This window comes from Streptomyces sp. NBC_01525, from assembly GCF_045040405.1.
Taxonomy (GTDB): domain Bacteria; phylum Actinomycetota; class Actinomycetes; order Streptomycetales; family Streptomycetaceae; genus Streptomyces; species Streptomyces benahoarensis.
Map to the genome: position 1 here is coordinate 6965747 of NZ_CP109397.1, position 12278 is coordinate 6978024.

The following is a 12278-nucleotide window of genomic DNA, read 5'->3' on the forward strand; positions in this document are numbered from 1 at the left end:
GAGAGGAACCCCGCCACGATGCCCCCGACTCCCGCCGCACCGGCCACCGGCCGCGTCCCGGACACCGCTGCCGAACCCGCCGACGCCCCCGAGGTCCGCGTCCCGTACGGCGCGCTGCTCACCTTCACCACCGACGTGCTGCGCGCCCGGGGCCTGCCCGGCGGGCGCGCAGCCACCGCGGCGCAGGCCCTGTGCCACGGCGACCTCACCGGCTTCACCACCCACGGCCTGACCAACCTCGCCCGGCTCTACCTTCCGCTCCTCGACTCCGGGCGCTGCGATCCGCGCGCCGAACCGGAGACCGTCACCGACACCGGCGCCGCCGTCCTGCTCGACGCGCACCGCGCCCTCGGCCTGTGGGCCGCCGCCGAGGCGATGGACCTCGCCGTCGAACGCGCCCGCACCCACGGCCTCGGCATGGTCTCGGTTCGCGGCGGCACCCACTTCGGCTGCGCCGGATTCCACGCACTGCGCGCCGTCGGCCACGGCATGATCGGCCTCGCCACCGCCAACTGCGGCCATCAGCGCCTCGTCCCGCCGCCCGGCGGCGCCGCCCCGATGCTCGGCACCAACCCCCTCGCCCTCGCCTCCCCGGCCGGTGACCACCCGCCGTTCACCCTCGACATGAGTACCACCGTCGTCCCCACCGGCCGGATCCGCGCGGCGGCCCGGGCCGGCGAAACGATCCCGCCGGGCTGGCTCACCGACGCCGACGGCGCCCCCGTCACCGACCCCGCGGCGTACGACCGCGGCGAGGCCCAGCTGCGGTGGCTGGGCGGCGACCCGGAGCACGGCGCCCACAAGGGCTTCGGGCTCGGGCTGCTGGTCGAGGTGTTGTCCGCGCTGGTCTCCGGCTCCGGGGTGGGCCCGCAGCCCGCCGCCGGGAAGACGCCGACCGCCCGGCCCGACGACGATGTCGGCTACTTCCTGCTCGCCGTCGCCCCGTCCGCGCTGCGCTCCCCGGCCAACGTCGCCACCGCCGCCACCGGCCTCTTCGGCGCCCTGCTGGACTGCCCGCCGCACCGCCCCGACGAGCCCGTCCGCTACCCGGGCTGGCACGAGCAGCGCCGCACCCGCGAACGCACCGCCCACGGCGTCCCGCTGGCCCCCGCGCTCCACGCCGAACTCCGCGCCGTCGCGGACGCCGCCGGGCTGGCGTTCCCCGACGCCGTCCCGTCCGGGGGCGCCGTATGACACCGCTGCGGATCGGCATCATCGGACTCGGCGTCATCTCCCGCTTCTACCTGGCCGCCCTCGACCGCTCCCCGGAGGCGGACCTCGTCGCGGTCTGCGACCCGGATACGACCACGCACCGCGACCTGCCGTCGCACGTCGCCCGCCACACCGGCCACCGGAAGCTGCTGGCCACCGCCGACGTGGACGCCGTCGTCGTCAACGTCCCCAACGATCTGCACTTCCCCGTCTGTCGCGACGCGCTCGCCGCCGGGCGCTCCGTCTGTGTGGAGAAGCCGCTCGCCAACAGCGTCGAGGACGCCCGGCAGCTGGTCGCCCTGGCGCGGGGGACGGGCGCCGTGCTCTTCACCTCCTTCCACCGCCGCTACAACGCCGAAGTCCTCGCGCTCCGCGACCGGTTGCCCCGCGGTGTGCCCGTCGCCTCCCTGACGGTGCGGTACGAGGAGATGATCGAGGAGCACGCCGGGCGGGACCGCTGGTACCTCGACCCGGCGCGCTGCGGCGGCGGCTGCCTCGCCGACAACGGGCCCAACGCCCTCGACGTGGCCCGTCTCCTCCTCGGCGACGTCCGCGTCACCGGCGCGGACCTGCGCCTCGACGCCCACGGCGTGGACCGCTCGGCGCAGATCCTGCTGGACACCCCCGCCGGGACCGCCGTCCGGATCGTGCTGGACTGGTCGTACCCGGGGGAGCGGAAGACCGTGGAGGTGCAGCTCGCGGACGGCCGTACCGACGGTGCCGACATGCTCGCCGGACACCCGGAGTTCAAGGGTTCGCTCTGGCACGAGTACGAGGGCGTGCTGCGGGAGTTCGCCCGGTCCGTGCGCGCCGGGGCGACCGGCGGCCCGACGGCGCCGGACGGCCTGGCCACGGCGGAACTCGTCGCCGACGCCTACGCCCACGGCGCCCGGCAGGAGGCCCGCTCGTGAACCCGGCGGAGGACGGCGCCAAGCGGGCGGTGCGCGGTCGGCTGGTGAAGGTCCTCACGCACCGCCGCGACGACCGCGGGATGACCCTGGAACCGTTCGCCTCCCGCTGTGTGCGGGCGGGGGAGGTCCATGAGCTGGTCACCACCGACCACACCGGGACCGCCGCCGAGGGGCCGGTGGACCGGGTGGGGTTCCTGGGCTTCGTGGAGCTGGAGTGCGCCGGGGTCCTCGACCGCGGCGACACGGTCTGGGCCGACGGCCGCCGCCTCGGCACCGTCCTCGGCTTCGACGTCTGCCACTTCCCCAACCACTACAACATCCTGCTCACCACCCCGACCCCGCGCACCGGCCCCGACCTGGCACTCGCACCGGAGGCGGAGATCCGCTTCACGCAGTGACGGCGGGCGGAGCCCGGCCCGGGCGGTGCGAGAGGGGTGCACGCCGCCGGGGCCCGGCCCGTTGACGCCCCCTCAGTCCACCTCCGGCAGCCCGTACTCGCCCATCGCGTCCATCAGCCAGTGCGCCAGATGGTCGGCGAACGACGCGCGGGGCAGCAGGCGATAGGTGTCGGCGGCGGGGTGCCACAGGACGAGCGGGACCTGGCCGGCGGCGGTGCTGACGGACCGCCCCGGGGGGAAGGCGCGCGGATGCAGGTCCGGGGCGCACCCCTTCTCCAGGACGCCGCGGGCCGAGGGGCCGTGCAGCTCCAGGACGGTGCGCTGCGCGGAGACGTCCACCACCTGACCCGGGTCCCCGCCCAGCGCCGCGCTCAGGGCGTCGAGCGGCGCCGGGGCACCGTCCTCCGCGACCAGCAGCCATTCGTCGGGCCCCAGCCACAGCGCGGTGCCGTGCTCCCCGCGGGCCGTGTCCCCGCACCGCGTGGGCAGCGGCGCGCCCAGCACCTCCGCGAGCCGGGCGGCGGCCGGGCCGTCCGGCGCGGCACGTAGCGCGGTCATCGTCCGGCAGGGGAGTTCGGCCAGGGCCACCGCGCGCGGCCCGGTGACGGTGGCGGCGCGCAGCGCGCCGGTCAGATGGTCCAGCGGGCCGCGGCGCAGCGCGGCGGGCCCCGGTGCGGTCGGTTCAGCCATCACGCCTGGTCCCTTCGGGGTCGTACAGCACGGGGGAGGACACCACCACGGGCACCGGGGTGTCGCCGACGACGGCGACCACCTCGTCGCCGATCCGGTCGCGCCCGCCGGCGAGGAGCGCCAGCGCGAAGGGGTGCCCGAGCGCCGGACTGTGGTAGCCCGACGTGATGTGGCCCAGCATCGGCACCGGCCCGTCCTGTGGGGTCAGCGGCACGCCCCGGTCGACGATCTGGGTGCCCTCCGGCAGCCGGGTGCGGCGGTCCGCCGGGATCAGGGCGACGAGATGCCGGCGGTCCGCGCGGACGGTGTCGGGTCGCGACAGCGACCGCTTGCCGATGAAGTCCTTGTGGCGGGAGACCACCCACTCCATCCCGGCGTCCAGTGGTGTGACGGTGCCGTCGGTGTCCTGGCCGACGATGACGAATCCCTTCTCGGCGCGGAGCACATGCATCGCCTCCGTGCCGTACGGGGTGATGCCCTCCGGGCGGCCCGCCTCCTCGACCCGGTCCCATACGGCTTGCCCATACCACGCCGATACGTTGATCTCGTAGGCGAGTTCGCCGGAGAAGGAGATCCGGCAGATCCGCGCGGGGACGCCGCAGGCGAGGACGGTCTCGCGGACCGCCATGAACGGGAACGCCTCCCGGCCGACGTCGAGTCCGGGCGCGAGGCGGGCGACGACATCGCGGGAGCGGGGGCCGACGACGGCGACGGTGGCCCACTGTTCGGTGACGGAGGTGCAGGTCACGTCCAGTTCCGGCCACTCGGTCTGCAGCCACTCCTCCAGCCGGTCGAGGACGGCGGCGGCGTTGCCGGTGGTCGTCGTCATGAGGTAGCGGTCGTCGGCGAGGCGGAGGGTGACGCCGTCGTCGAAGATCATGCCGTCCTCCCCGCACATCACGCCGTAGCGCGCGAGGCCGGGGCGGAGCTTCTTGAAGCCGTTGGTGTAGACGCGGTTGAGGAATTCCCCGGCGTCCGCACCGCGGAGTTCGATCTTCCCGAGCGTGGAGGCGTCCATGAAGGCGACGCCCTCCCGCGCCGCCCGGCACTCCCGCGCCACCGCCGCGTCCATGTCCTCACCGGGCCGCGGGTGGTACCGCGGCCGTTTCCACTGCCCGACGTCCTCGAAGACCGCGCCGCGCGCGAGGTGCCCCTCGTGCAGGGCGGTGCGGCGCGCGGGGTCGAACAATGCGCCGGTCTCCCGCCCGGCCAGCGCAACGAACGCGACCGGGGTGTACGGCGCCCGGTAGGTGGTGGTGCCCAGCGCCCCGGGGGAGTCCGCGCCGCGCAGCGCGGCGAGCACGCCGAGCGCGTTGACGCCGGAGGTCCGCCCCTGGTCGTGGGCGGTGCCCAGCGTGGTGTACCGCTTGATGTGCTCGGCGCCGCGCATCCCGGTGCCCGCGGCGCGGTGCAGATCGGCGACGGTCACCTCCCGCGGGAGATCGACGAAATGGGTGTCCCAGGCGGCCGGGTCGTCGCCGTCGCCGGGGACCAGCCACAGCGGCCGTACCGGCGCCGGGGCCTGCGGCCGGTGCGGCGCCGGGACGGTAGCCGGAAGGCCCGCGGCGGACGCCGCCAGCGCCCCGGCACGGGCCCCCTCGGCGAGGCATCCGGCGGTGTCGTACGTGCCCCGCACCGCACCGGCGAGATGCTGTCCGTCCACCGCCGTGCCGGGCACGAACGCGGCGAGGTCCGCGTCCCAGCGCAGGGCGCCCTGCCGCTGGCTGTGCAGATGCACCACCGGGCTCCAGCCGCCCGAGACGGCCAGCAGCTCGCAGGGCAGCGCCTCGCCGGGCCCGGCGGGGAGGCCCGCCGCGTCCAGCGGGTGGACGGCGACCCCGTCGATCCGGTCGGTGCCCGAGGTGGCGGTCACGGCGCTGCCGGTGCGCACCGGCACCCCGGTGCGGTCGCGGAACTCCCTTGCTGTATCGGTGAGTTCGGGCCGGGAGTCGACGACGGCGGCGACCGCGCAGCCCGCTGCGGCCAGGTCGGCTGCGGTGGCGTACGCGCTGTCGTCGGTGGTCGCCACCACCGCGCGGCGGCCGGGCAGCACCCCGTAGTGGTGGAGATAGGTGCTCACCGCGTGGGCGAGCATCACCCCGGGCCGGTCGTTGTCGGCGAAGACCAGCGGCCGCGGATGCGCGCCGGTCGCCAGGACCACCTGGCGCGCCCGGATGTGCCACAGCCGCTGCCGGGAGACCCCGGCGGGCGCGGCGGCCCCGAGGTGATCGGTGCGCCGCTGGAGCGCCAGCACGTAGTTGCCGTCGTACGCGCCGAAGGCACAGGTGCGGGTCAGCACCCGGACCTCCGGTTCCGCGTCCAGCGCCGTGCGGGTGGCGGTGGCCCAGGTGAGGGCGGCCCCCTCCGGGCCGTCGCCGGGCGCGGTGGCGAGCAGTGCGCCACCGGTGTCCGGCCGGTCCTCGACGAGCAGCACCCGCGCCCCGGCCCGGCTCGCGGCGGCCGCCGCGGCGAGCCCGGCCGGGCCCGCGCCGACGACCAGCACATCGGTGTGTACGTACTTCTTGTCGTACACCGCGAGGTCCGGCGTGGGGTCGAGGCGGCCGCGCCCGGAGAGGGTGGTGGCGCGCAGCCCGTCGTACAGCTCGACGGTGGTGGCGGGCAGCATGCTCTCCGCGCAGGGTCCCTCGACCCGCAGGAGGGCGCCGGGATCCTCGACGCCCGCGCCCACGATGCCGCGCGGCCGTCCTCGGTAGGGGGAGGGGGCGACGCCGGTGAGCCCGTGGGCGAGCAGCGCGGAGGCCACCGTGTCGCCCGGGTGGCCGGTCAGCTCCCGGCCGTCGAGGGTGAAGCGGAGAGTGGTGGTGCGGTCGATCCGGCCGCCGTGCGGCAGCCGGGCGGGCTGGTCGGGCCGTCCGGTCATCGGCTCTCTCCCTCCGGTCGGGCCGCGGCGGCGACGCCGGGCCGCGGTTCATCGGGGCGGTAGGTGGCGAGCACCGCGTAGGTGACGGTGTCCCGTACGGCGTGGAACCAGCGGCGGCAGCCGAGGCTGTGCACCCACCGCTCGGCGAACGGCCCCGCGGGGTTGTCGCGGAAGAAGAGGTACGCGGCCCACTCCCGGTCGTCGAGCGCCGCCGGGTCGGCGGGCCGGGCCACATGGGCCTGCCCACCGTGATGGAACTCGGTCTCGTCGCGCGGGCCGCACCACGGGCAGGTCAGCTGGAGCACGGGGTCTCCTCTCAGTGGGCCACGGCGGCCGCGCCGTGTTCGTCGACGAGGGCGCCGGTGGTGAACCGGTCGAGGGAGAACGGCGCGTTCAGCGGATGCGGCGCGCCGGTCGCCAGGGTGTGGGCGAAGGCCCAGCCCGCGGCCGGGGTGGCCTTGAAACCCCCGGTGCCCCAGCCGCAGTTGACGAAGAGGTTCTCCAGCGGGGTGGCGCCGATGACGGGGGAGGCATCGGGCGTGACGTCCACGATCCCGCCCCAGGTGCGCAGCACATGCGCGCGGGCGAAGACCGGGAACAGCTCGACGGCGGCGGCCATCTGCCGCTCGATGACATGGAAGGCGCCGCGCTGCCCGTAGCCGTTGTACCCGTCGACCCCGGCGCCCAGCACCAGCTCGCCCTTGTGCGCCTGGGAGACGTAGACGTGCACATGGTTGGACATCACGACGGTGGGGTGGACCGGTTCGTGGAGTTCGGAGACGAGGGCCTGGAGGGGATGGGACTGCACCGGCAGCTGGAATCCGGCCCGTTCGGCGAGGACGCTGCTGTGCCCGGCGACGGTCAGCCCCACCCGCCCGGCGTGGATCCGGCCGCGGGTGGTCTCCACGCCGGTGACCCGCCCGCCGTCGGTGACGAAGCCGGTGACCTCACAGCCCTGGATCAGGTCGATGCCGTGCGCGTCCGCGCTGCGGGCCAGCGCCCAGGCGACGTGGTCGTGCTTGGCGATCCCGGCGCGCGGCTGGTAGGTGGCGCCGAGGACGGGATAGCGGCTGCGCGGGGAGGTGTTGAGGATCGGGCAGACCTCGGCGATCTCTTCGGGTTCCAGCCAGTGCGAGTCGACGCCGTTGAGCCGGTTGGCGCCCACCCGGCGGGCGGAGTCGCGGACGTCCTGGAGGGTGTGCGCGAGGTTGAGGACGCCGCGCTGGCTGAACATCACGTCGTAGTCCAGCTCGCCGGGGAGCGTTTCCCACAGCTTCAGCGCGTACTCGTAGAGGGCGGTCGTCTCGTCCCAGAGGTAGTTGGACCGGATGATCGTGGTGTTCCGCGCCATGTTGCCGCCGCCCAGCCAGCCCTTCTCCAGGACGGCGACGTTCGTGATGCCGTGCACCGACGCGAGGTAGTGGGCGGTGGCCAGCCCGTGCCCGCCGCCGCCGACGATGACGACGTCGTACGAGGAGCGGGGATCGGGGGTGCGCCACAGGTGCGCGGGGTGTTCCGGAAGGGGGGTGCTCATCCGGCGGTTCCCTTCGTGTCGCGGAGGCGGGCGGCGGCGCCGGAGAGGAGGGTCCCGCCGTGCCGCGCGCCTGCGCCGCCCGCCCGGACCCTCCTGACCTGCGCACCTTCCTGAAAACCAGCTGATGGCCAACTGATATATCAGTAGCTTGCGGTAACGTAGGGGACTGATCGGGAGCCAGTCAAGGGGGCCGGATGGAGCAGCACCGGGTGGCGGACGCACCGCCCGACGCGGGGGAGCCCTCGCTCGCCGAACGCGCCTACCGCGCCCTCCGCGACCGGCTGATCATGCTGGAGATCCGCCCCGGCGCCCCCATCAGTGAGGACCAGCTCGCCCAGTCCCTCGGCGTCGGCCGCACCCCCGTCCGCGAGGCCCTCAAGCGTCTCCAGTACGAGCGGCTGATCGCCGTCTACCCCCGGCGCGGCACCTTCGCCACCGAGGTCAACATCACCGACCTCGCCCATATCTCCGAGGTGCGGCGGGAGTTGGAGCCGATGGCGGCGGGGCAGGCGGCCCGCCGCGCCACCGACGCCCACCGCGCCGCGCTCACCGTCCTCATGGACGAACTGGAGGGCGCCCCGGCCGCGCCCCGCACCCCCGGCGCGCTGATGCGCCTCGACCTCCAGGCCCACCGCGCCGTCTACGCCGCCACCCGCAACCCGTATCTCGAAGACACCCTCGTCCATTACGACAACCTCGCCACCCGGGTGTGGTGCCTCTTCGTCGACCGGCTGCCCGGGGTGGCCGGGCACATCGGGGAGCACGGCCCGCTGCTGCGCGCGGTGGTCGCCGGTGACGCGGAGAAGGCCGCAGCCCTCGCCGCCGCCCATGTCGAGGGGTTCGAACGCGCCATCCGCACCGCGCTCTGACGGGCGCCGCGACCGGCCGCGGTGCCCGCGCGATCACGCCTCGTCGGCCGTCGGGATGCGGCCGGGCGGCTCCGGTTCGGACGCGATGCGGCGCAGGAAGTTGCCGATGAGGAACGTGTAGATCGCGCCGCCGAGCACGCCGCCGCAGAGCGGCGCGACGATCGGCACCCAGAAGTAGAAATTCCCCCACTGATCCCGCCAGGCGCCGCGGTATCCGGTCAGGAAGCTGGCGAGGCGCGGGCCGAAGTCGCGGGCCGGGTTGATGGCGTACCCGGCGTCCGTGCCGAACGCCATGCCGATCGCGACGACCACCAGGCCGATGAGGAACGGCGCCAGGTTCGCGCCCGGCGGGGTGTTCAGCAGGTCGGTGAGGGCGAAGATCAGGATCAGCAGGACGGCGGTGCCGATGATCTGGTCCCGGAAGGCGCCCCACTCGTGGACCCCGGCCGTCGTCGAACCGTTCCCCGGCAGGGTGGAGAAGATCGTCTGGGTCTTGATGCTGTGCGTCGGGTCGGCCCGCGCGATGACCTCGGTGTAGTTCCACCGCACCAGCAGCGCGGCGCAGAACGCGCCCACCGTCTGGGCCAGCGCGTACGGCACCACCTTCGCCCAGGAGAAGCCCTTGAACGTGGCGAGCGCCAGCGTCACCGCCGGGTTGAGGTGGGCGCCGGTCATCCGCGCCGCCACATAGGCGCCGAGGGTGACTCCCAGCCCCCAGGCCCAGGCGATGCTGTCGTGGCCCCCGAGCCCGCCCTTGGGGTCGGTCAGGGCGCCACCGGCGTTGACCTGGGCCACCACGCCGCAGCCGAAGAGGATGAGCACCATCGTGCCGAGGAACTCCGCGAGGAGTTCATGGACCAGCTTGGGCGTGCGAGGCGGTGCGCTCATGTCGGCGTCTCCCCGGCGTTCGGCGGTCACGCCCCGCCGGAGTGGAAACGGGACGTCGCACGATCGTCATCAGCCTCCGGTCCCCCGCGCCACCCGGCCCGCCGCCCGCCGCCCGGATGATGGCCCGGACGGGTGACCGGCTGCTCCGTACGGGGAGGGCGGCTTGCGGGGCGACGGGGCCGCTTTCGGGGGCGCCCGTCACCGGCACCCGCGTGTCGCTCCGGGGGCCGCCACCCCGGGCGCGACGACGGGCCGCCCCCGGATACGACGGTGGGGCGCCGCCCCCTGGACCGCGCCCCACCGCCAGCCTCACCCGTTCCCGCAGGTCAGCGGCCGTCCGCCGACCGGCGGCGCCGCGCGTACGCCACCGCGCCGCCGCCCGCCACGACCAGCGCAGCCGCGCCCGCCGCGAGATACGGCGTGCCGTCGGAGCCGGTGTGCGCCAGCGACCCGCCGGTGACGCCCGCGGGCGCCGGATGGTTGGGCGTCGGCTGCTGCGGTGTGGCCGGGGTGGTGGGCACCGACGGGGACGGCGACGGGCTGGGCACCGCGTTGTCCCACACCGTCACGGTCTGCCGCTCCCCGGCCACCGCCTCGGTCTTCCGCGGCTCCTTGTCGAGCTGATAGCCCTCGGGCGCCTTCGTCTCGACGATCCAGTACGTCCCGGCGGGCAGATCGACCGCCGCGGACCGGCCGTCCTTCCCGGTGGTGACGGTGGTGACCACCGCACCCGGCGCGCCCTTGTCGTCCGCCCGGATCTCGTACGTCGCCGGGGAGGTGACCGCCTCGCCCGTGGCGCGGTCCTTCTTCACCGCGATCACCACCGCGGCCGGCTGGAAGCGGATCTCGCCGGACGCCTTGAGCGGCTTGCGCTCGGCCACGAAGTACACCAGCCGCTGCATCGGCTTGCCGTGCACGGTGCGGTCGGTGTGCCAGAACGTCGGCGAGTTCACCGACACCTCCGCGCCGAACGCCGCGCCCGCGCTCTCGCCCGGCTTGTCCGGCGTGAAGCGGAAGACCGTCCGGCCCTGCGCGTCGGTGGTGCCCACCGCGCCGGGCTTCGCCGGACGCGCGACGTTGGTCAGCTCCGTGCTGTTCACCGTTACGCCCTCGGCGGGCTTCTTCCCCTGGGCGACCTTGACGGTCAGCTCCTTCTCCTGGGGAGTCCGCTCGTACGGGAAGGTCTTGCCGGAGCCCTCGACGCTCAGCGTGTACGGCGCCGCGTCGACCGTCAGGATCTCCTTGCGCAACCGGTTGAACCGATCGACGACGGGCGCCGTGTCCACCGACGCGTCGCCGCCGTAGCCCGCCACCGCGCCCTTCGGCATGCCCTTGTCCAGCCACCGCTGCCAGGGGATCTTCTCGCCGTTGTAGCCGCTTTCGTCGATCCCGTCGTGGGCGGCGAGCGCCCAGGTCACCAGCGCGGCGGCCGCCGAGGTGTTGCGGCCCTCGACGGTGTCCGGCAGCTTGCCGTACCGCGACGCCAGCTCCGCCAGCCGCGCCTTGGTGTCCTCGGACAGCTGCTTGGGCGCGCCGGTGCGGGTGTAGCCGTTGTCCTTGCCGTCCGGGCCGTACAGCGCCAGGTCCAGGCAGAGCGCGTGGCTGCCGTCGTCCAGGACGTGGGTGCCGGTCCACATCGCGGTGTGCTTGCCGGTCCGCAGATGCCAGCCGACCGCCCGGCCCTCGTGTCCCTCCCGGTCGGCGGCCGACGCCGCGGACGCCGGGAGCGCGGCGCCCACCACCCCCACCACCACGGACACCGCGCCCATGGCCGAAAGTCTCTTCATCCGAGCTGTACGCATGAAAGTCGAGCCCCCTCGAAATTCGGGCCGCCCGCCGGGCGGCGCGGCCCCTCCCGCCCGCGCGGCCGCAGCACGAACGGGCGGAGGCCGGCGGGCCCGGCTCCGCCCGGCTGCGGCGCGGACTGCCACAGAAAAGTACCGCCATCGCGGTCATGTCAAAGGAACACGGCACAATCAAGCGCATCCCGGCCATGGCGGGCACAATGCCGCAGGCCACCACCGCCCGGCCCGGCCCACCCCGCCGAGCTGCGGACCTTCACCCACGCGCCGCCCCGGCCCCGCCCCGCTCGCCGCCGCGGCCGCCCACGGGCCGCGGTGCGTTCCGCGATCGATGGCCAAATCCCGCCCGCGGCACGGGACGTGTGGCGCGGCGGCCACTCCGCGGGCGGGCACCCGGGGTCCGGACCAGGTCCCGGCCACGGCGCCCCGGGCGGGTCAGTGGGGCGCGGTGCGGTGACCGAACGGATGCCGGCGGTGGCGGTGTTCACCGGGCGCCGCCGGGCGGTCGTGGTGCTCGGTCCGCGCCCGCCGCGAGGAGCGGCCCGCACCGGCCACCAGCAGCCCGAGCCCCAGCACGGCCACCCCGCCGACGATCAACCCGAAGAGGAACAGCGCACCCGCGGAGCCCGTCAGGTGGTAGCCGAACACCTTGAACGCCATGAGGAGTTCGTGTCCGGCGCCGACGTTGCCGACCACCGCGGCGACGCCGACGACGACCGCGGCGATCAGAAGGACGAGTCCGAGAATGACGAACATGAGGTGCTCCGAAGCTGCGTTCCGCGTACCGCGCGGGCCGGGCATCCGGCCCGCCGCCTACCAGTAGTGGCGCCGCCTGCCGACGGCGCGTCCCCGGAGCCCCAGTACGTAGAGCGCGGCCCCCACGGCCATCAGGACGGCGCCGATGGCCCACAGTGCCGCGATGCCCGTCACCAGGCCGATCACGAGAAGGATCAGACCGAGGACCACCACGACAACCTCCCGGCGCTCATACCGGGTTGCCCCGTGCCCCTCTGATACCCGGCCGCGATATCGACAAACAGGGGCGAAGCATGAGAAATCTTCAAGAGGTCTGGCCCTCTGGCACCGCCCGGCC

General features: G+C 74.8%; 12 protein-coding genes. 4 read left to right on the plus strand and 8 right to left on the minus strand.

Going from position 1 to position 12278, the window contains the following annotated elements:
* Positions 1–18 precede the first annotated feature (18 nt).
* Genes OG422_RS30145 through OG422_RS30155 form a run of 3 tightly spaced genes read left to right on the plus strand, consistent with a single transcriptional unit; the run spans position 19 to position 2521 of the window.
* Entirely contained in the window at positions 19–1194 is a 1176-nt protein-coding gene (locus OG422_RS30145; RefSeq protein ID WP_405747431.1) for an Ldh family oxidoreductase, read from the plus strand.
* Positions 1191–2123 carry a Gfo/Idh/MocA family protein gene (locus tag OG422_RS30150; RefSeq protein WP_405747432.1) on the plus strand — a complete coding sequence of 311 codons (933 nt, stop codon included), beginning with the start codon at positions 1191–1193 and terminating at the stop codon, positions 2121–2123. The genes OG422_RS30145 and OG422_RS30150 overlap by 4 nt, the downstream gene beginning before the upstream one ends.
* Positions 2120–2521 carry a DUF6917 domain-containing protein gene (locus tag OG422_RS30155; protein ID WP_405747434.1) on the plus strand — a complete coding sequence of 134 codons (402 nt, stop codon included), beginning with the start codon at positions 2120–2122 and terminating at the stop codon, positions 2519–2521. Before OG422_RS30150 ends, OG422_RS30155 begins: the two co-directional genes overlap by 4 nt.
* A gap of 72 nt (positions 2522–2593) precedes the next feature.
* Here the strand turns inward: OG422_RS30155 and OG422_RS30160 are convergent, their stop codons facing one another.
* Genes OG422_RS30160 through OG422_RS30175 form a run of 4 tightly spaced genes read right to left on the minus strand, consistent with a single transcriptional unit; the run spans position 2594 to position 7626 of the window.
* Positions 2594–3211 (minus strand): sarcosine oxidase subunit gamma, encoded by a 618-nt coding sequence (locus OG422_RS30160; RefSeq protein WP_405747436.1) that lies wholly within the window; start codon positions 3209–3211, stop codon positions 2594–2596.
* Positions 3204–6092, minus strand: a complete 2889-nt coding sequence (locus OG422_RS30165) for a 2Fe-2S iron-sulfur cluster-binding protein (RefSeq protein ID WP_405747438.1) — start codon at positions 6090–6092, stop codon at positions 3204–3206. Before OG422_RS30165 ends, OG422_RS30160 begins: the two co-directional genes overlap by 8 nt.
* Positions 6089–6397 carry a sarcosine oxidase subunit delta gene (locus tag OG422_RS30170; protein ID WP_143943335.1) on the minus strand — a complete coding sequence of 103 codons (309 nt, stop codon included), beginning with the start codon at positions 6395–6397 and terminating at the stop codon, positions 6089–6091. The genes OG422_RS30165 and OG422_RS30170 overlap by 4 nt, the downstream gene beginning before the upstream one ends.
* 11 nt (positions 6398–6408) lie before the next feature.
* A complete protein-coding gene (locus OG422_RS30175) occupies positions 6409–7626 on the minus strand; it encodes a sarcosine oxidase subunit beta family protein (RefSeq protein ID WP_405747440.1) in 1218 nt (405 codons plus the stop codon).
* 194 nt (positions 7627–7820) lie between these two features.
* Between OG422_RS30175 and OG422_RS30180 the strand changes: the two genes are divergently transcribed.
* Positions 7821–8495 carry a GntR family transcriptional regulator gene (locus OG422_RS30180; RefSeq protein WP_405747442.1) on the plus strand — a complete coding sequence of 225 codons (675 nt, stop codon included), beginning with the start codon at positions 7821–7823 and terminating at the stop codon, positions 8493–8495.
* Between the two features lie 33 nt (positions 8496–8528).
* On the opposite strand, the gene OG422_RS30185 is transcribed toward OG422_RS30180, so the two are convergent.
* The 4 genes from OG422_RS30185 to OG422_RS30200 all read right to left on the minus strand — a co-directional run bounded on the left by OG422_RS30185 (position 8529) and on the right by OG422_RS30200 (position 12154).
* On the minus strand, positions 8529–9383 hold the full coding sequence (locus OG422_RS30185) for an MIP/aquaporin family protein (RefSeq protein WP_405747444.1): 855 nt from the start codon (positions 9381–9383) through the stop codon (positions 8529–8531).
* A gap of 326 nt (positions 9384–9709) precedes the next feature.
* Positions 9710–11152: a prealbumin-like fold domain-containing protein gene (locus OG422_RS30190; protein WP_405747446.1), complete on the minus strand. Its 1443-nt coding sequence runs from the start codon at positions 11150–11152 to the stop codon at positions 9710–9712.
* A 468-nt stretch (positions 11153–11620) separates the two neighbouring features.
* Positions 11621–11941 carry a hypothetical protein gene (locus OG422_RS30195; protein WP_143940308.1) on the minus strand — a complete coding sequence of 107 codons (321 nt, stop codon included), beginning with the start codon at positions 11939–11941 and terminating at the stop codon, positions 11621–11623.
* Positions 11942–11998: 57 nt separating this feature from the next.
* Entirely contained in the window at positions 11999–12154 is a 156-nt protein-coding gene (locus OG422_RS30200) for a hypothetical protein (RefSeq protein ID WP_185993807.1), read from the minus strand.
* Positions 12155–12278: the final 124 nt, after the last annotated feature.

Bases quoted from the DNA above. Each gene is read 5' to 3' on its own strand.
- OG422_RS30145 (WP_405747431.1), top strand. From the start codon at position 19: ATGCCCCCGACTCCCGCCGCACCGGCCACCGGCCGCGTCCCGGACACC.
- OG422_RS30150 (WP_405747432.1), top strand. From the start codon at position 1,191: ATGACACCGCTGCGGATCGGCATCATCGGACTCGGCGTCATCTCCCGC.
- OG422_RS30160 (WP_405747436.1), bottom strand. From the start codon at position 3,211: ATGGCTGAACCGACCGCACCGGGGCCCGCCGCGCTGCGCCGCGGCCCG.
- OG422_RS30165 (WP_405747438.1), bottom strand. From the start codon at position 6,092: ATGACCGGACGGCCCGACCAGCCCGCCCGGCTGCCGCACGGCGGCCGG.
- OG422_RS30175 (WP_405747440.1), bottom strand. From the start codon at position 7,626: ATGAGCACCCCCCTTCCGGAACACCCCGCGCACCTGTGGCGCACCCCC.
- OG422_RS30180 (WP_405747442.1), top strand. From the start codon at position 7,821: ATGGAGCAGCACCGGGTGGCGGACGCACCGCCCGACGCGGGGGAGCCC.
- OG422_RS30185 (WP_405747444.1), bottom strand. From the start codon at position 9,383: ATGAGCGCACCGCCTCGCACGCCCAAGCTGGTCCATGAACTCCTCGCG.
- OG422_RS30190 (WP_405747446.1), bottom strand. From the start codon at position 11,152: ATGGGCGCGGTGTCCGTGGTGGTGGGGGTGGTGGGCGCCGCGCTCCCG.
- OG422_RS30195 (WP_143940308.1), bottom strand. From the start codon at position 11,941: ATGTTCGTCATTCTCGGACTCGTCCTTCTGATCGCCGCGGTCGTCGTC.